The following is a 17578-nucleotide window of genomic DNA, read 5'->3' as shown; positions in this document are numbered from 1 at the left end:
CGATGTCCCCGAACGGCCCTGCGCTACCCCTTCCGCGCAACATACCGACCGGTTAGTCTGACGCCGCAGTCAGCGGCGACAGCGCCGTGTCACGTCGTGCCGGAGGTAACCGATGGTGGAAGCCGTGCGAGATGCCCGTGTCGTCGTCACCGGGGCGGGGGGCGGCATCGGAGCCGCGATGGCCCGGCGCTTCGTCGCCGAGGGGGCCCGGGTCGTGGTCAACGACCTGGACGCGGACAAGGCGCAGGCGGTGGCGGGGGAGATCGGCGCCACGGCCGTCCCGGGAGACGCCTCGGCGGTGCTGGAGCCCGCCCGCGAGGCCCTGGGCGGGGGGATCGACGTCTTCTGCGCCAACGCCGGCATCGCCGGCAGCGACGGCAGCCTCGCCCCGGACGACGAGGCGTGGGAGCGCGCCTGGGACGTCAACGTGATGGCGCACGTACGCGCCGCCCGCGCCCTGGTGCCCGAGTGGCTGGAGCGCGGCGGGGGCCGCTTCGTGGCCACCGTCTCCGCGGCCGGCCTGCTCACCATGATCGGCGCTGCCCCCTACAGCGCCACCAAGCACGCCGCCTACGCCCACGCGGAATGGCTCTCGCTCACCTACCGCCACCGCGGGATCAAGGTGCACGCGATCTGCCCCCAGGGCGTGCGCACCGACATGCTGGCCGGCTCCGGCAGCGCGGGCGACCTGGTCCTCGCCCCCACCGCGATCGAGCCCGAGGACGTGGCCGACGCCCTCTTCAAGGGCATCGCGGAGGACCGCTTCCTGATCCTCCCGCACCCGGAGGTCGCCGAGTACTACGCGGCCCGGGCGGCCGACCCGGAGCGCTGGCTGACGCACATGAACCGTCTGCACCAGAAGTGGGAGAGCATCCGATGACGACCGAATCCCGGTACGCGGCCAAGCCCTGGCTGGCCCTTCTGACCGACGCTCAGAAGGCCCCCCTCACCCCGCCGGCCGGCGCGGTGCACGCCCTGGAGCGCGCCCTGGCCACCCGCGCGGACGAGACCTTCCTCACCTACTTCGACGGCCGCCTGACCTACCGCGAGGTCGACGCGCTCACCGACTCGGTGGCCGGCCGCCTCGCCGCCCGCGGCGTCGCCAAGGGCGACCGGGTCGCCGTGCTGCTGCAGAACTCCCCGGCCTTCGTGCTCGCCGTCCTGGGCGCGTGGAAGGCCGGCGCGATCGTGCTGCCGGTCAACCCCATGTACAAGACCGGAGAGGTCAGGCACGTCCTCACCGACGGCGAGGTCAGGGCGCTGATCTGCTCCGACCGCGCCTGGGAGGCCTACCTGCGCGACGCCGCCGACGGCACCCCCGTCGAGTTCGCCCTCACCGCCTGCGAGCTGGACTTCCAGAGCCGCGACGACAAGCGCGTCCTCGACTTCGAGCGGCTGCCCGTGGCCGCCGACGCGGAGGACCTCACCGAGGCCGCCCGGGCCGGCCACCCCGCGCCCGAGGGCCGCGAGACCGGCCCCCAGGACATCGCGCTGATCAGCTACACCTCGGGCACCAGCGGCACCCCCAAGGGCGCCACCAACACCCACGGCAACCTGATGTACAACGCCGAGCGCCAGGCCACCGGCCTCGGACTGCCCGAGCACGCCGCCTACTTCGCGCTCGCCCCGCTCTTCCACATCACCGGCATGGTCTGCCAGTTCCTGGCCGCCCTGAACAGCGCCGGCAGCCTGGTGCTCGCCTACCGCTTCGAGGCCGGCGTGGTCCTGGACGCCTTCACCGAGCACCGCCCGGCCTACACCGTCGGCCCGTCCACCGCCTTCATGGCGCTGGCCGCCCACCCGTCGGTCGGCCGCGACCACTTCACCTCCTTCGCGCAGATCTCCTCCGGCGGCGCCCCGCTGCCGCCCGCGCTCGTGGACAAGTTCGAGGCCGCCTTCGGCCCGTACATCCAGAACGGCTACGGGCTCACCGAGTGCAGCGCCCCCTGCGCCTCGGTCACCGGAGGCCTGCGGGCCCCCGTCGACCCGGTCTCCGGCACCCTGGCCGTCGGCGTCCCCGGCGCCGACACCGTGGTGCGCATCCTGGACGACCAGGGCCAGGAGGTCCCCTTCGGCGAGCAGGGCGAGATCGTCGTCAAGGGCCCGCAGGTCGTCCCCGGCTACTGGCGCCGCCCCGAGGCCACCGCCGAGACCTTCCCCGACGGCGAGCTGCGCACCGGCGACATCGGCTTCATGGACGAGCAGGGCTGGCTGTACGTCGTCGACCGCAAGAAGGACATGATCAACGCCTCCGGCTTCAAGGTGTGGCCGCGCGAGGTCGAGGACGTGCTCTACACCCACCCGGCGGTACGCGAGGCGGCCGTGGTCGGCGTCCCCGACGGCTACCGCGGGGAGACGGTGAAGGCGTACATCTCGCTGCGCCCGGGGGCCGAGGCCACCGGCGAGGACCTCGCCGCATACTGCAAGGAGCGCCTGGCCGCGTACAAGTACCCGCGGCTGGTCGAGATCCTGCCCGACCTGCCGAAGACGGCGACTGGCAAGATCCTGCGCAGGGAACTGCGAGCGAAGTAGTTCCCGCACACGCGTACGACGAAGGAAACGGAAGGACAGGTGGCGGCACGATGGCCAGGACGACGGACGGAGACGGCACGCCCGTTCCCCAGCGGCTGCTGGCCGCCGCCACCCGCCTCTTCGCGGAGCGCGGCTACGACCGCACCTCCGTGCAGGAGATCGTGGAGGCGGCCGGCGTCACCAAGGGCGCGCTGTACCACTACTTCGGCTCCAAGGAGGACCTGCTCCACGAGGTCTACGCCCGGGTGCTGCGGCTCCAGCAGGAGCGGCTGGACCACTTCGCCCGGCTGGACGCCCCGGTGGACCGGCGGCTGCGCGAGGCGGCCGCCGACGTGGTGGTGACGACCATCGAGAACCTCGACGACGCGTCGATCTTCTTTCAGTCGATCCACCACCTCAGCCCGGAGAAGAACAAGCAGGTGCGGGCCGAGCGGCGGCGCTACCACGAGCAGTTCAAGGGGCTCATCGAGGAGGGCCAGGAGGCGGGCGTCTTCTCCCGCGCCACCCCGGCCAGCCTGGTGGTCGACTACCACTTCGGCTCCATCCACCACCTGTCGACGTGGTACCGGCCCAACGGACCGCTGAGCCCCCGCGAGGTGGCCGACCACCTGGCGGACCTGCTGCTGCGCGCGCTGCGGCCCTGAGGGACGGCCGAAAGGCGCGGGGCGGGGACGAGATCGATCTCGTCCCCGCCCCGCGCCTTGGTCCGTGCGCCTAGAGGTACTTCTTCAGCTCACGGCGGGCCAGCGACCGCTGGTGGACCTCGTCCGGCCCGTCGGCCAGCCGCAGCGTCCGCGCCCCGGCGTACAGCTCGGCCAGCGGGAAGTCCTGCGAGACCCCGCCCGCGCCGTACAGCTGGATGGCCTGGTCGAGGATGCCGCACACCGTCCGCGGCGTGGCGATCTTGATGGCCTGGATCTCGGTGTGCGCCCCCTTGTTGCCCACCGTGTCCATCATCCAGGCCGTCTTCAGCACCAGCAGCCGCAGCTGCTCCACCGCGACCCGGGCATCGGCGATCCAGTTCTGCACCACGCCCTGCTGCGCCAGCGGCTTGCCGAAGGCGGTGCGCGACACGGCACGGCGGCACATCAGCTCGATCGCCCGCTCCGCCATGCCGATCAGCCGCATGCAGTGGTGGATGCGGCCCGGGCCCAGCCGTGCCTGGGCGATGGCGAAGCCGCCGCCCTCCTCGCCGACCAGGTTCGACACCGGCACCCGGACGTCCTCGAAGACCACCTCGGCGTGCCCGCCGTGGTACTCGTCGCCGTACCCGAAGACCGTCATCGCCCGCTCCACCCGCAGGCCCGGGGTGTCGCGCGGGACCAGGACCATCGACTGCTGGCGGCGGACGTCCGCGCCGTCCGGGTCGGTCTTGCCCATCACGATGAAGATCCGGCACGCCGGGTTCATCGCGCCGGAGATGTACCACTTGCGGCCGTTGATGACGTACTCGTCGCCCACCCGCTCGATCCGCGTGGTGATGTTGGTGGCGTCCGAGGAGGCCACCTCCGGCTCGGTCATCGCGAAGGCGGAGCGGATCTCGCCGGCCAGCAGCGGCTCCAGCCACTGCTTCTTCTGCTCGTCGGTGGCGAACTGGTTCAGCAGCTCCATGTTGCCGGTGTCCGGCGCGGCGCAGTTCAGGGCGTCCGGCGCCAGCTGCGGGGAGCGGCCGGTGATCTCGGCGAGCGGGGCGTACTGCAGGTTGGTCAGCCCCGCGCCGTACTCGGCGTCCGGCAGGAACAGGTTCCACAGCCCGCGGCGGCGCGCCTCGGCCTGCAGGTCGTGCAGCACCGGCACGTGCCCCCACGGGTCGGCGAGCGCCGCACGCTGTTCACGGGCCACCTGCTCGGCCGGGTGGACGAACTCCTCCATGAAGTCGAGGAGGTCGGCGCGCAGTTCCTCGGTGCGCGCGTCGAACGCGAAGTCCATGATCAGCCTTCCTGCAGAGTGGTGAGGCCTTGCTCGATGAAGTAGGGCACCAGGTCGCCGATGCGGTCGAAGCCGCCGCCGACGGTCTGGCCGAGCGTGTAGCGGTAGTGGATGCCCTCGAGGATCACCGCGAGCTTGAACCAGGCGAAGGCCGTGTACCAGGAGACGGCCGACACGTCGCGGCCGGACAGCGCCGCGTACCGCTCCACCAGCTCGGACGGCGCGGGGTGTCCCGCGGCCTCGGCGGTGGTGGAGACGGGGGAGCCCGGCAGCCCGTGCGGCGTGCTGTACATGACCAGCAGGCCGAGGTCGGTCAGCGGGTCGCCCAGGGTGGACATCTCCCAGTCCAGGACGGCCTTGATCCGGTCGTCATCGCCGATCAGCACGTTGTCCAGGCGGTAGTCGCCGTGCACCACGGCGGGCGCGGGGGAGTCCGGCAGCCGGGCGCCCAGCGCGGCGTGCAGCTCGTCGATGCCGGGCAGCTCGCGGCTGCGGGAGGCGGCCAGCTGCTTGCCCCAGCGGCGCAGCTGGCGCTCCAGGAAGCCCTCGGGGCGTCCGAAGTCGCCCAGGGCGATCGCCTCCGGGTCCAGCGCGTGCAGCTCCACGAGCGTGTCGACCAGCCCCAGCACTGCCTCACGGGTGCGCCCGGGGCCGAGCGGGGCGAGCTGCTCCGCGGTCCGGTACGGCGTGCCGGCGACGAACTCCATCACGTAGAACGGCGCGCCCAGCACCTCCTCGTCCTCGCAGAACAGGACCGGGGCGGGCACCGGCACGGCCGTCGGGTGCAGGGCGCTGATCACCCGGTGCTCACGGCGCATGTCGTGCGCGGTGGCCAGCACGTGCCCCAGCGGCGGACGGCGGACCACCCAGCGGCCGACGCCGTCGGTGACGTGGTAGGTGAGGTTCGACCGGCCGCCCTCGATGAGGCGGGCGGACAGCTCACCCTGCAGCAGGCCGGGCCGCTCGCGCTCGAGCAGATCGCGCAGCCGGACCGGATCGAGGCCTGGCGGATGGTCGGGGCGGCTCATTCTCGAGCTCCTTCGGGCGACGACGACGAAGACACCAGATCATGATGCCGACCGGTCGGTATGCCGTCCATAGCCGGAACCCAACGTGACGGGAACAACTTCCGTCGCCGTGTACCTTCGCGCGGGTCCGCGGGCCTCCGCGCGCCGTCGCGGTCAGGGCGCCAGCACGTCCAGCTCGCGCAGTGCGCCCACGGTGATCTCCCGGGTCAGACGCTCCGCCTCCGCCGCGTCGCCCTCGCGGACCGCCTCCGCCACGCGCACGTGGAGCGTCACGGCGGCCGGATCCGGGTCCTCGAACATCACCTCGTGGCGGGTGCGTCCGCTGAGGACCTCGGCCACCACGTCGCCGAGGCGGGCGAACATCTCGTTGCCCGAGGCGCTCAGGATCACCCGGTGGAAGGCCACGTCGTGGACCAGGTACTCCGCCAGCCGCTGCCCGCGGGAGGTGGCCACCATGCCCAGCGCGCACCGCGTCAGCTCCGCGCACTGCTCCGGCGAGGCGTGGCGCGCGGCCAGGCCGGCCGCGGCCGGCTCGACGGCGGAACGCAGGACGGTGAGCGAGCGGAGCTGCCGGGCGCGGTCGGCGCCGGCCAGCCGCCAGCGGATGACCTGCGGGTCGTAGACGTTCCACTCCTCCACCGGCCGCACCGTCACGCCGACCCGGCGGCGGGAGGCGACCAGCTGCATCGACTCCAGGACCCGCACCGCCTCGCGCATCACCGACCTCGACACCCCGTACTCCTGGGCGAGCTCGTCGGTGCGCAGCACGCTGCCGGGCGGGTGCTCCCCCGCGGTGATCGCGGGCCCGAGGCGGTCGAGTACCTGTGCGTGCAGCCCTCGGGCCTGGACGGTCATGGCATCAGGGTATGGGATGTCGCACACCTCAAAAGTCAGACTTTTTAGCGTCGAGGTCTTGAATTTGTCACATCACATGGGTTTCAGTGTCCCCCGGCAACGGAAGTCGACGAAGACTGCGAGAAGACCATGGCCCCTGAACCCGCCCAGCCCGTCCCACCGGTCGTGGTGGTCATGGGGGTCGCCGGCACCGGCAAGACCACGATCGGCCGCCGCCTCGCCGAGATCCTCGGCGTCCCCTACGCCGAAGGCGACGAGTTCCACCCGCCCTCCAACATCGCCAAGATGACGGCCGGCACCCCGCTGGACGACCAGGACCGGGCCCCCTGGCTGGACCTGATCGGCGCCTGGGCGCACGAGCGCCGCGCCACCGGCGGCGTGGTCAGCTGCTCGGCCCTCAAGCGGGCCTACCGCGACCGTCTGCGGGCCGCGGACCCCGGCCTCTTCTTCGTCCACCTCAGCGGCGACCGCGCCCTCGTCGAGCGGCGGATGGCGGGCCGCACGGGCCACTTCATGCCCGGCTCGCTGCTGGACTCCCAGTTCGCCACCCTCGAGCCGCTCCAGCCGGACGAGGCCGGCGTCGTCGTCGACCTCGCGGCGCAGCCGGAGGAGATCGCCCGGACGGCCGAGGCCGCCGTGCGCGCCGCCTCCTGACCGCCGGCCCCCGAACCTCCCCCCCACGGGTCCCCACGGCCCACCCCGCCCCACCCACCCCCACACCAGGCCCCACACCCCCCCTCGCAAGGAACCACCGTGACCAGACTCAGCGTCGAGACTCTGGCGGCGGACGCCGTCGAGCCGATCACCTCGGCCGGCCATGCCCACCTGGGCCTCGCCGTGCTCGCGGGCATCGCCGTCATCGTCGTGCTCATCACCAAGTTCAAGCTGCACGCCTTCCTGGCGCTGACCGTCGGCTCGCTCGCCCTCGGCGCCTTCGCGGGCGCCCCGCTGGACAAGACCATCGCCAGCTTCACCACCGGCCTGGGCTCCACCGTCTCCGGCGTCGGCGTGCTGATCGCCCTGGGCGCCGTCCTCGGCAAGCTGCTGGCCGACTCCGGCGGCGCCGACCGGATCGTGGACACCATCCTGGCCAGGGCGAACGGCCGGGCCATGCCGTGGGCGATGGTGCTGATCGCCTCGGTGATCGGCCTGCCGCTGTTCTTCGAGGTCGGCGTGGTCCTGCTGATCCCGGTGGTGCTGATGGTGGCCCGCCGCGGCAACTTCTCGCTGATGCGGATCGGCATCCCCGCCCTCGCGGGCCTCTCCGTGATGCACGGCCTGATCCCGCCGCACCCCGGGCCGCTGGCCGCCATCGACGCGGTCGACGCGGACCTCGGCCTCACGCTGGCCCTGGGCCTGATCGTCGCGATCCCCACGGTGATCGTCGCCGGTCCGCTCTTCTCCCGCTACGCCGCCCGCTGGGTGGACGTCCCCGCCCCCGAGCGGATGGTCCCCGTCGTCGACGAGGACCAGGACCCCGACAAGCGCCCCGGCTTCGGCCCCACCCTCGCCACCATGCTGCTGCCGGTGGTGCTGATGCTGGCCAAGGCGCTGGTCGACATCGTGGTCGACGACCCGGAGAACTCCGTCCAGCGCGTCTTCGACGTCGTCGGCTCCCCGATGATCGCCCTGCTCGCCGCCGTGCTCGTGGGCCTGTTCACGCTGGGCCGCGCGGCCGGCTTCACCAAGGAGCGCCTCTCCAGCACCGTCGAGAAGTCCCTCGCCCCGATCGCCGGCATCCTGCTGATCGTCGGCGCGGGCGGCGGCTTCAAGCAGACCCTGATCGACTCGGGTGTCGGGCAGATGATCCTCGAGATATCCGAGAACTGGTCGATCCCGGCGCTGCTGCTCGCCTGGCTCATCGCCGTGGTGATCCGCCTGGCCACCGGCTCGGCGACCGTCGCCACCATCTCGGCGGCCGGCCTGGTCGCCCCGCTCGCGGCGGGCATGTCCCCGGCGGAGACGGCGCTGCTGGTCCTGGCGATCGGCGCCGGCTCGGTCTTCTTCAGCCACGTCAACGACGCCGGGTTCTGGCTGGTCAAGGAGTACTTCGGGCTCTCCGTCGGCCAGACGATCAAGACCTGGTCGGTGATGGAGACGCTGATCTCCGTGGTCGGCGGGGCGACGGTGCTGCTGCTGTCGTTGTTCGTCTAGCGAGGCACCGTTCGTCCAGCGAGGCACGCCGCCTCCTTCCGACCGCCCGCGGTCCCGGGTTCCTGACGCTCCCGGGGCCGCGGGCGCTTTCGCCGCCGCGTGGTGCGGTTGGATGTCGGCATGACTGGTACCGGAGCCGAGCACCCGTCCGACGCCGCGGACCTCCTGGCCGCCCACGCCGCGCGTTCCGCGGAGGAGATCCTCGACGTCGTCGACGAGCACGACCGGGTCGTCGGCCGGCGGCCGCGCGGGGAGGTGTACGCGCGAGGGCTGCGGCACCGGTGCGTCTTCGTCGAGGCGCGGGACGCCGAGGACCGGATCTTCGTCCACCGCAGGACGGCCACCAAGCTCGTGTACCCGTCCCTGTACGACATGTTCGTGGGCGGGGTGGTCGGCGCGGGGGAGTCCTACGAGGTGGCCGCCCTGCGCGAGGCCGAGGAGGAGCTGGGGGTGAGCGGGCTGCCGCAGCCGGAGTTCCTCTTCACCTTCCTCTACGACGACGGCGCCGGCCACAGCTGGTGGTCGGCCGTGTACCAGGTCCGCTGCGAGCAGCCGGTGAGGCCACAGCCCGAGGAGGTCGCCTGGCACGCCTTCCTCACGGAGGAGGAGCTGGAGGCGCGCGTCGGCGTCTGGGACTGGGTGCCGGACGGCCTGGCCGCCCACCACCGGCTGCGCGAGTTCCGCGGGCGCGCCTGAGCGGCTCCGGGCCCCGGACCCGAGGTCAGCCGGAGACGTCGCCGTCCACGTACAGCCAGCCGCCCGAGCCGCCCCGCTCCCGCTCGAAGCGGCTGTGCTCGGTCATCGCGCCGCCGCGGTAGGAGGCGCGGAAGGTGACCGTGCCGGTCGAGTGGAAGGCGGACCCGCCCTCCGTGGCCAGGATCTCCAGCCCCGTCCAGCGGGTGCCGGGATCCAGGTCGAGCTCCGCCGGACGGGTCCGCGGATGCCAGGTGCGCAGCAGGTACCCCGCCTCGAGCCGCACGAAGGCGCTGTACCGGGAGCGCATCAGCTGCTCGGCGGTGGCCGCGACGGCGGAACCGGAGTGGAACCGCCCGCAGCAGGCGTCGTACGGCTGGGGCAGCCCGCAGGGGCAGGAACGCGCGGTGGACATGCGCCCATTGTGCCCGCCCCCGGGGCGTGGCGTGGGCTCAGGCGAACTCGGGGGCCGGGACGGAGGGGCCGCCCAGGGCGTTGCGCATCGCGGGCTCCGGCATCCGCAGGGTGACCATGCGCCGCCAGCCGCCCGCCCGCTCGACGGCGTACACCGCGTGGACGCCCGCGGCCAGCGCGGCACGCTTGGGGGCGGACCAGCCCAGGATCCGGCCCATGCGGGCCATCACCGCGAGGCTGACGTCCCGGTAGACCGCGATCTCGGCCAGCGCCGTCGTGCGCAGCGTCCGCCGGATCAGCCGCCCGTACCCGGCAGCCGACAGCCGCAACAGCTCCTCGTGGCAGTAGGCCAGGTGGTTCTCCTCGTCGGCGGAGATCATCCGCACCGCCCGCCCGACGTCCGGGTGGTCGCCGAAGACCCCGCACAGCAGCCGCATCTGCTCCGACGCCCGCTGCTCGGTGACGCGGCTGTGCGCGAGGTACACCACGAGGTCCCGGACGCTCAGCTGCTCCTCGCGGCGCAGCTTGTGGTGCGGGAGCCCGATGCCGTCGCGCTCCAGCAGCATCGTGTAATCGACGTCCGTCGGGACCTCCACCGCCTCGAGCCCGCGCTTGCGCAGCAGCGCGGTGAAGATCCGCCCGTGCTTGTCCTCGTCCGCGCCGTGGCGCGCGATCCGGGGCGCCATCTCCCGCTCCTCGGCCGGCACCAGCGCCGCGATCCGGGCGTTCTCCCAGCCGCCCTGCGCCTCGCCGCCGGCGGCGACGGAACAGAACAGGCGGAACGCCTCGTCGTTGTCGAAGATCTCCTGGAACAGACTCCTGGCGGACAGCATGGAGCACCCCTCTTCCGAGGACACGGACGCGGACCCCCGGAGACCGAGTCAACGGCCGGGGCACCGGCGCCGCAACAGCTCCGGGCGGCCCGTGGGCCGATCGGAGGACCGGCGGACGGCGCCCGCACGTAACCGGCGCGCCGCCGGCGCGTTGTTCCCCGTGACGGCCGTGGCGGGGAGGACCCCCGAGCCCCCACCACGGCCGCAGGACTTCCTCGCGCACCGGCTCGCGTACCGGGCCTCGGACGCCGGCCTCGGTGACCGGGCGTCCGGCGCCGGTCTCAGGCGAGGCCGGCGCGCTCCAGGGCCTCCATGCCGGCGCGCAGCGCGGTGATCCGCTCCTCGAGCGTGAAGCCGGCCGGGGCCAGGGTCAGGGTGGTGACGCCGGCGGCGGCGTAGGCCTTCATCCGGTCGGCGATCCGGTCCACGGAGCCCAGCAGGGTGGTGCTGTCGATCAGGTCCTGCGGAACCGCGGCGGCCGCGCCGTCCTTGTCGCCGGCCAGGTACTTGTCCTGGATCGCGGCGGCGGCCTCCTCGTAGCCCATGCGCTGGGCGAGCTGGTTGTAGAAGTTCTGCTTCCGGCTGCCCATGCCGCCGACGTACAGCGCGGTGTAGGGGCGGAAGGCGTCGGCCAGCGCCGGGACGTCCTTGTCCTCGCCCACGGCCAGCGGCAGCGTGGGGACGATGTCGAAGCCCTCCAGCGTCTTGCCCACCTTCTCGCGGCCCGCGCGGATGTGCTGGACCGCCGTCTCCTCGAGGTGGTCGGCCGACGGGAAGATCAGCAGCGCGCCGTCCGCGATCTCGCCGGTCTGCTCCAGGTTCTTCGGGCCGATCGCCGCGATGTAGACCGGGATGTGCTCGCGCTCCGGGTGCACGGTCAGCTTCAGCGGCTTGCCCGGGCCGCCCGGCAGCGGCAGCGTCCAGTGCTGGCCCTCGTAGGACAGGCGCTCACGGGTCATCGCCTTGCGGATGATCTCCACGTACTCACGCGTACGGGCGAGCGGCTTGTCGAACTTGACGCCGTACCAGCCCTCGGAGACCTGCGGGCCCGAGACGCCCAGACCCAGGCGGAAACGGCCGCCGGAGAGGGAGTCCAGGGTGGCCGCGGTCATCGCCGTCATCGCGGGCTGACGGGCCGGGATCTGGAAGATCGCCGAACCCACGTCGATGCGCTCCGTCTGGGCCGCGACCCAGCTGAGCACCGTGGCGGCGTCGGAGCCGTAGGCCTCCGCGGCCCAGCAGACGGAGTAACCCAGACGGTCGGCCTCCTTGGCCACCTCCAGGTTGTCCAAGTCCATTCCGGCGCCCCAGTAGCCGAGGTTGATCCCGAGCCGCATACCGCTCCCCTTACCGATCAGTAACGTCCCTGTCCAGCAGGACCCTAGCGCGCGAAGGGCCCGGTGGGGAGCGGGGGAGGGGGCGACGCGGGTCACGTCGGAGGGTGACTGCCGGTAAGGGCAGGGCCCGGGTTGTCCACAGGGTTCCCCGGGAGAGGAATCCGGCCAGTAATGTGCGCGTCCATGAAGCAGAGGCATCTCGGCCGGACCGGCCTGCGCGTGTCCCGCATCGGGCTCGGCACCCTCACCTGGGGCCGGGACACCGAGGAGCACGAGGCGGCCGACCTGTTGAGGACGTTCTGGGAGGCCGGCGGCACCCTGGTCGACACCGCCGACATATACGGCGGGGGCGAGGCCGAGTACCTGCTGGGCAGGCTGCTCGCCGACCTCGTGCCGCGCGAGGACCTGGTCATCTCCACCAAGGCGGGCAGCGTGCCGGACCCCGAGCGCCGGGTCGACGGCTCGCGCGGCCACCTGCTGGCCGCCCTCGACGCCTCGCTCGCCCGCCTCGGCACCGACCACGTCGACCTGTGGCAGGTGCACGCGTACGACGACTGCACCCCGCTCGAGGAGACGCTGCAGGCCCTCGACATCGCCGTGACCAGCGGCCGGGCCCGCTACGTAGGGGTCTCCAACTTCTGCGGCTGGCAGCTCGCGCGGGCGGCCACCTGGCAGCTCGCCGCCCCCGGCGCGCGGACCGCGCTCGCCGGCACCCAGATGGAGTACTCGCTGCTGCAGCGCGGCGTCGAGCGCGAGGTGCTGCCCGCCGCGAAGGAGCTCGGGATCGGCCTGCTGCCGTCCTCGCCGCTCGGGCGCGGCGTGCTCACCGGCAAGTACCGCACCGGCACTCCCGCCGACTCGCGCGGCGGCTCCGAGCAGCTCGCCCCCTTCGTCGCCCCGTACCTCGACGACGCCGCCGCGCGCATCGTCGACGCGGTCGCCACCGCCGCCGACGGGCTGGCGGTCACGCCGCTCCAGGTGTCGCTGGCCTGGATCCGCGACCGGCCCGGAGTGACCGCCCCGATCGTCGGGGCGCGCACGCCGCAGCAGCTGGAGGCGGCACTGTCGGTGGAGACGCTTACGCTTCCGGACGAGATCTGCAGGGCTCTCGACGACGTGTCGGCGCCCGAGCACCGCTATCCCGATCACGACTGGAGCACGCTGTGACGACGGACCCCGAGACCACGGAGCAACCCGAGCCGGGGCCGCGGGACGAGGGCGCCGGGACCGCCACCGGGCCCGCCGACGAGACCCCCGGGGCGGTCGCGGAGGAGGCTTCGGAGGACGCCGCCGGGGAGGGCGGCGGCGCCGAGCCGGAGCCCGGGGAGGCCGGTGGCAGCGCGGAGGCGGAGTCCGGGGAGGCGGGTGGCAGCGAGGAGGCCGAGCCCGGGGAGGACGCCGGGGGCGGCGCGGAGGCGGAGTCCGGGGAGGGCGAGGCGCCCGCGGCCGGGGAGCAGGCCGCCGCGCCGGAGATGTCCGAGGCGGAGGCCGAGCTGCTCGCGCAGAAGCTGGAGCGGGAGCGGATCGAGCGCCGCAAGGCGGCCAGGCAGGGCCCGGTGGAGGCCGGCGGGAAGCTGTCCGGCACCGCCGCCGAGCTGCTCGCCGCGGTGCGCGCCGTCGAGAAGGGCGAGAAGCCCGCGGGCAGCGTGTTCAGTGAGCCGCCCGCCCCGCGCCGGCCCGCCGTGCCGGAGCCCGAGCGGCAGCGCCCGGCCCCCCGGCCCGCCGCCGCCCCCACCGGCCCCGACCCGGCCGCCGTGGAGGCCGTCCGCGCCGTCCTGGCGGCCGGGGGAGCCCCCGAGGCGCTCGCGCCCTCCGCCGCCGCCGTGCTCGGCGAGGGCGCCGACGCGCTGCTGCGCGAGGACCCCTGGCAGCTGCTGCGGGTCGAGGGAGTGCGGCCGGAGCACGCCGACGCCTTCGCCCGCGCCCTGCTGGGATCCGAGGCCGGTCCCGACGACGAGCGCCGCGGCCGTGCCCTCACGGTCCGGGCGCTGGAGCGGGCGGCGTTGTCCGGGCACACCGCCCTGGAGGCGCCCGCTCTCGCCGCCGCCCTCGGCGCGCAGGGCGTGCCCGAGCCGGACGCCGCCGTGCGGAGCGCCGTGGCCGAGGGAGACGTGCTGGTGTTCCAGGACGCCCTGGACGACGTGCCCGCCGCGACCCCCGTCCCCGCCCCCGCCCCCGCGCCGTCCGCGGCCGCGGAGGGGGACCAGCAGGAGGGCGAGGAGGAGCACCCGGTGCGGGTGCTGGTCGGACTCGAGCGGTACGCCCTGGCCGAGGAGAGCCTCGCCGACGGCCTGGCCCGCCTGGTCAACACCACGCCCACCGGCTCGGCGGACGGCTGGGAGGCCGCCGCCGCGCGGCTCCGCGGCTCCGCCGCGGACCTGGTCCGCGCCGTCGCCGGCCACGCGCTGGTGCTGCACACCGGCGGTGAGGCGGCCCGCGCCGAACCCGCCGCGCTGCTCGCCGCCGCGGCCTCCCTGGGGCTGCGGGTCTGTGCCGTCACCCACACCGCGGACGGCCGCCGCCGGCTGCGCGCCGCGCTGGCCGGCTCTCCCGTGGACGAGCGGGCCGTCGTCACCACCGCCGGGCTGCTGTCCGGGGCCCAGGGCCCGGGCCGGGACGCCGACGGGGCGCTCGGCCTCGACCTGCTGGTGGTGCTCGACGCGCCCCAGCTCGGCGTGGAGAGCGCCGCCGTGCTGGTGGAGTCGCTGCCGGACGGCGCCCGGCTGGTGCTCACCGGCGATCCGGGGGTGCTGTGGTCGGCCGGGCCCGGCCGGGTCTTCGCCGACCTGCTGGCCGCCAAGGTCTGCCCGCAGGTGGCCTCCCGGACGCCCGACCCCGGGCCGGTCGGGGAGCTGGTCTCCGCGATCGGGGTGGGCGAGCTGATCGCCGTCGAGTCGCCCGGTCACGAGGTCGCCGTCGTGCCGGTCCGGGACCCCCGCGAGGCGGTGCACCGGACGGTGCAGCTGATCGCGGACTCGGTGCCCCGGGCCATCGGGATCCCGTCCGAGCAGACCCAGGTCCTCACCCCCGGCCACGGCGGCGCGGTCGGCACCCGGGTGCTGAACGCCGCGCTCAAGGAGCGGTTCAACCCCGGTCCCGGCCGCTTCGGCGGCTTCGACCCCGGGGACCGCGTCGCCTGGTCGCCGGAGCCGGGGCGCACGGTCCTGGGGCGCGTCGCCAAGGGGGACGCCGAAGGACTCCACCTCGACCTGGCCGGAGCGGCCGTCGTGGTCCCGCCGGACGCCGTCGAGCGCACCCTGCGCCACGGCTGGGCCGTGACGGCCCACCAGGCGGTCGGGCAGCGCTGGCCCGCCGTCGTCGCGGTGCTGCCCGGGGACGCCGGGGCCGCGCTCGACCGGGCGTGGGTGTACACCGCCTTCGGCCGGGCGGAGCGGCACCTCTCCGTCGTCCAGGGCGTCGGCCCGGCCCTCGCCGAGGCGGTCGCCTCCGGCGTGCCCAGGCCCCGCACGACCCGCCTCCCGGCCCTCCTGCGGGCCGCCCGCCAGGCCTGACGGAAGCGGAGAGCCCCGCGGGCGGTCCGGGAGGTCCGGGCCGCCCACGGGGCCCGTGGGGGTTCTGCGGGGCGAAGGGGGTGCCGCGCGCGTCGCTGCCGCGGGCCGCACCCGCCGCGCGGGGCCCGCGCGGCGGTCCCGTCAGCCCAGGTCGTCGTCGGGGTCGTCGTCGAACACCGCGGAGACGTCGAAGCGGCAGACGACCTGGGCGGGGTCCGCGGCCTCGAAGGGGGCGGCGAGCCACTCACCGGGCTCGGCGGGCTCCTCCTGCGCCGTCACCCAGAGCGTGGAGTCACCCTCCTCCAGCCCGAACTCCCGGTGCCGCGAGGCGATCTCGTCCGGCTCGTACTCGCCGAACAGCAGCCCCAGCGCGCCGTGCGTCGTCCGGGAGAACGCGTCGTCGCCGAGGTCGTCGGCCACGTCCTCGTCCGCCTCCTCGATCCGGCGCGCCGCGGCCAGCAGCCGCTGCGGCTCGACGACGGTGTAGTCCCGCCGGATCAGCACGCCGACCGCCTGCGGCTCGGCCGGTCCCTCGTACGGCGGGAGCGACTCCTCGATCCCCGGAATCTCGAACGGCGTCACCTCGTCGTGGACGGTGTACAGCAGCTCGTCGTAGACCTCGGCCGCCGCGGCCAGCTGGTTGAACGCCTCGTGGACGGCCGGGTCGTCCTCACCCGACCGCCGTTCGACCGCCGCAAGGTGACGGTCGAGCGCGACCTTGACCGCCTCGACGGCGGCACGGACCTCGGCAGCGGTGGGCTGCGCAGCATCAGACATGGTGCAGACGCTATCCGTACCGGGCGGGTGCCCGCACAATGGATGGGATGGCCGAATACGAATTTGTCGACGTGTACGTACCGCGCGGGGTCTCCCGCAAGGACACGGCACGCCTGCTGACGGACCACGCGGAGTACGGGCACTGGGAGTTGTACCGCCTCAGCCTCATGCGGGACGGCAGCCGCAGGGTGCGCCTCCGCAGACGGATCATCCGACAGGTACGCGCGACATGGTGAACGGGTGAAGCGGGCCCCGCCTCGGCGGAGCCCGCTTCACCCGTCCTGGGAGGTCTCCCGAGGGGAGACGTGTCTCACACCGCGGCGCGCGCCCGGCGGAAGAGCATCACGCCGGCCAGCAGCGCGCCCGCGCCGATCGGCAGCACGGCTCCCGCCGGGACGCCCGCGCCGGTCTCGGCGAGCTGCGGCGGGGTGCCACCGTGCGGGGCGGGTCCTCCGGGGGTGTCCGGGGTCGCGGGGGAACCGGGTGTGTCGGGCCTGTCCGGGGTCCCCGGCTTGCCGGGCTTCCCGGGCTTGCCCGGAGTGTCGGGGGTGTCCGGCTTTCCGGGCTTCCCCGGCTCGTCGGGCCGCTCCGGCGTGGCCGGGGGCTTGCGGTGGCGGCCGGTGCCCTCGTTGACGCAGTCGTTGCCCACGGCGGCGTTACCGAGGCCGACCACGTCGACGCTGTTGCCGCAGACGTTCACCGGAACGTCCACCGGCACCTGGACGGTGTTGCCGGATCCCACGCCGGGCGAGCCGGAGCTCCGGCCGTCGGCGTGCGCGCCACCGTGGCCGTCGTGGCCACCGCGGTGCTTGCCACCGCCGTGCTTCCCGCCGTCGTGCTTGCCGCCGTCGTGCTTGCCGGAGCCGTGGCCGCCGCCGATCGCGCAGCCGTTGCCGGCCGCGGGGTTGAGCAGACCCACGACGTTCACGGTGTTGCCGCAGACGTCGACGCCGATGTTCACCGGCACCTGCACGGTGTTCCCCGACAGCACGCCGGGGGAGTTGGCCGCGGAGCCGCCGGCGTGGGCGTCGGCGTGAGCCTGACCTCCGGCCGCGGCGATGACACCGGTCGCCGCCGCCACGGTCATCAGGCCCTTGCGGGTGACGTGTCGCATTCTGAGAACTTCCTGCCTTCGACCTTGTCTGGTACCTGAGAGGGCGGCCGACGGGCCGGCCCCGGGGGAAACCCGGGGCCGGCCGTCTCGGCGCCGTGTGGAACGGAGCGAGTGTCAGCCGTTGACGCAGGCGTTGCCGAAGGCCGGGTTCAGCAGGCCGATGACGTTGATCGTGTTGCCGCAGACGTTCACCGGCACGTGGACGGGCACCTGGATGACGTTGCCGGAGACGACACCGGGGGAGCCGACCGCGGCGCCCTCGGCTCCCGCGTCGGCGGCGGCCATGCCCGCACCGGCCAGCACGAGTCCACCGGTGGCAGCGGCGGCGGCGACGATCTTCTTGATCATGATTCCTCCTGGAAAGGCAAACGCGACCCAAGTGCGGTCGCATCACCTGTAA

The 17578-nt window shown here is 74.0% G+C and carries 18 protein-coding genes; 9 read left to right on the top strand and 9 right to left on the bottom strand.

Going from position 1 to position 17578, the window contains the following annotated elements; genetic code table 11:
- Positions 1 to 112 precede the first annotated feature (112 nt).
- The 3 genes from Sfr03f_RS24425 to Sfr03f_RS24415 are packed head-to-tail and all read left to right on the top strand — an operon-like array spanning position 113 to position 3176.
- The gene (locus tag Sfr03f_RS24425; protein WP_108956181.1) at positions 113 to 880 is read left to right on the top strand and encodes an SDR family oxidoreductase; all 768 of its coding nucleotides are present in this window, start codon (positions 113 to 115) and stop codon (positions 878 to 880) included.
- Positions 877 to 2532 (top strand): class I adenylate-forming enzyme family protein, encoded by a 1656-nt coding sequence (locus tag Sfr03f_RS24420; RefSeq protein WP_108956180.1) that lies wholly within the window; start codon positions 877 to 879, stop codon positions 2530 to 2532. The genes Sfr03f_RS24425 and Sfr03f_RS24420 overlap by 4 nt, the downstream gene beginning before the upstream one ends.
- 50 nt (positions 2533 to 2582) lie before the next feature.
- The gene (locus tag Sfr03f_RS24415; RefSeq protein WP_108956179.1) at positions 2583 to 3176 is read left to right on the top strand and encodes a TetR/AcrR family transcriptional regulator; all 594 of its coding nucleotides are present in this window, start codon (positions 2583 to 2585) and stop codon (positions 3174 to 3176) included.
- Between the two features lie 70 nt (positions 3177 to 3246).
- Here Sfr03f_RS24415 and Sfr03f_RS24410 read toward each other — a convergent pair whose 3' ends face one another.
- From Sfr03f_RS24410 to Sfr03f_RS24400, 3 genes are all read right to left on the bottom strand, one after another.
- Positions 3247 to 4461 carry an acyl-CoA dehydrogenase family protein gene (locus Sfr03f_RS24410; RefSeq protein ID WP_108956178.1) on the bottom strand — a complete coding sequence of 405 codons (1215 nt, stop codon included), beginning with the start codon at positions 4459 to 4461 and terminating at the stop codon, positions 3247 to 3249.
- Between the two features lie 2 nt (positions 4462 to 4463).
- The gene (locus Sfr03f_RS24405; RefSeq protein WP_108956177.1) at positions 4464 to 5489 is read right to left on the bottom strand and encodes a phosphotransferase family protein; all 1026 of its coding nucleotides are present in this window, start codon (positions 5487 to 5489) and stop codon (positions 4464 to 4466) included.
- A 153-nt stretch (positions 5490 to 5642) separates the two neighbouring features.
- Positions 5643 to 6344: a FadR/GntR family transcriptional regulator gene (locus Sfr03f_RS24400; protein ID WP_108956176.1), complete on the bottom strand. Its 702-nt coding sequence runs from the start codon at positions 6342 to 6344 to the stop codon at positions 5643 to 5645.
- Between the two features lie 129 nt (positions 6345 to 6473).
- Here Sfr03f_RS24400 and Sfr03f_RS24395 point away from each other — a divergent pair, with 129 nt between their 5' ends.
- The 3 genes from Sfr03f_RS24395 to Sfr03f_RS24385 all read left to right on the top strand — a co-directional run bounded on the left by Sfr03f_RS24395 (position 6474) and on the right by Sfr03f_RS24385 (position 9194).
- Positions 6474 to 6998, top strand: coding sequence for a gluconokinase (locus tag Sfr03f_RS24395; RefSeq protein WP_108956175.1), 525 nt, complete (start codon positions 6474 to 6476; stop codon positions 6996 to 6998).
- A 99-nt stretch (positions 6999 to 7097) separates the two neighbouring features.
- On the top strand, positions 7098 to 8498 hold the full coding sequence (locus Sfr03f_RS24390) for a GntP family permease (protein WP_108956174.1): 1401 nt from the start codon (positions 7098 to 7100) through the stop codon (positions 8496 to 8498).
- 120 nt (positions 8499 to 8618) lie between these two features.
- Positions 8619 to 9194 carry an NUDIX hydrolase gene (locus tag Sfr03f_RS24385; RefSeq protein ID WP_108956173.1) on the top strand — a complete coding sequence of 192 codons (576 nt, stop codon included), beginning with the start codon at positions 8619 to 8621 and terminating at the stop codon, positions 9192 to 9194.
- Between the two features lie 25 nt (positions 9195 to 9219).
- On the opposite strand, the gene Sfr03f_RS24380 is transcribed toward Sfr03f_RS24385, so the two are convergent.
- The 3 genes from Sfr03f_RS24380 to Sfr03f_RS24370 form a co-directional block, all read right to left on the bottom strand.
- The gene (locus Sfr03f_RS24380) at positions 9220 to 9606 is read right to left on the bottom strand and encodes a YchJ family protein (RefSeq protein WP_108956172.1); all 387 of its coding nucleotides are present in this window, start codon (positions 9604 to 9606) and stop codon (positions 9220 to 9222) included.
- Between the two features lie 37 nt (positions 9607 to 9643).
- Entirely contained in the window at positions 9644 to 10438 is a 795-nt protein-coding gene (locus tag Sfr03f_RS24375) for a hypothetical protein (protein ID WP_108956171.1), read from the bottom strand.
- A 281-nt stretch (positions 10439 to 10719) separates the two neighbouring features.
- Entirely contained in the window at positions 10720 to 11775 is a 1056-nt protein-coding gene (locus Sfr03f_RS24370; RefSeq protein WP_108956170.1) for an LLM class F420-dependent oxidoreductase, read from the bottom strand.
- Between the two features lie 183 nt (positions 11776 to 11958).
- On the opposite strand from Sfr03f_RS24370, the gene Sfr03f_RS24365 reads away from it, so the two are divergent.
- Together Sfr03f_RS24365 and Sfr03f_RS24360 are read left to right on the top strand one after the other, a co-directional pair.
- Positions 11959 to 12942, top strand: a complete 984-nt coding sequence (locus Sfr03f_RS24365) for an aldo/keto reductase (protein ID WP_108956169.1) — start codon at positions 11959 to 11961, stop codon at positions 12940 to 12942.
- Entirely contained in the window at positions 12939 to 15287 is a 2349-nt protein-coding gene (locus tag Sfr03f_RS24360; RefSeq protein WP_108956168.1) for a helix-hairpin-helix domain-containing protein, read from the top strand. Before Sfr03f_RS24365 ends, Sfr03f_RS24360 begins: the two co-directional genes overlap by 4 nt.
- Positions 15288 to 15428: 141 nt before the next feature.
- Here Sfr03f_RS24360 and Sfr03f_RS24355 read toward each other — a convergent pair whose 3' ends face one another.
- A complete protein-coding gene (locus Sfr03f_RS24355; RefSeq protein ID WP_108956167.1) occupies positions 15429 to 16064 on the bottom strand; it encodes a hypothetical protein in 636 nt (211 codons plus the stop codon).
- 47 nt (positions 16065 to 16111) lie between these two features.
- On the opposite strand from Sfr03f_RS24355, the gene Sfr03f_RS24350 reads away from it, so the two are divergent.
- Positions 16112 to 16300, top strand: coding sequence for a DUF5703 family protein (locus Sfr03f_RS24350; protein WP_108956220.1), 189 nt, complete (start codon positions 16112 to 16114; stop codon positions 16298 to 16300).
- Between the two features lie 74 nt (positions 16301 to 16374).
- Here the strand turns inward: Sfr03f_RS24350 and Sfr03f_RS24345 are convergent, their stop codons facing one another.
- Positions 16375 to 17178, bottom strand: a complete 804-nt coding sequence (locus Sfr03f_RS24345) for a chaplin (protein ID WP_108956166.1) — start codon at positions 17176 to 17178, stop codon at positions 16375 to 16377.
- Positions 17179 to 17292: 114 nt separating this feature from the next.
- Entirely contained in the window at positions 17293 to 17526 is a 234-nt protein-coding gene (gene chpH / locus Sfr03f_RS24340) for a chaplin ChpH (RefSeq protein WP_108956165.1), read from the bottom strand.
- Positions 17527 to 17578: the final 52 nt, after the last annotated feature.

The organism is Streptomyces fragilis, from assembly GCF_003112515.1.
Taxonomy (GTDB): Bacteria; Actinomycetota; Actinomycetes; order Streptomycetales; family Streptomycetaceae; genus Streptomyces; species Streptomyces fragilis.
This window is presented reverse-complemented; position numbering and strand designations above follow the sequence as displayed.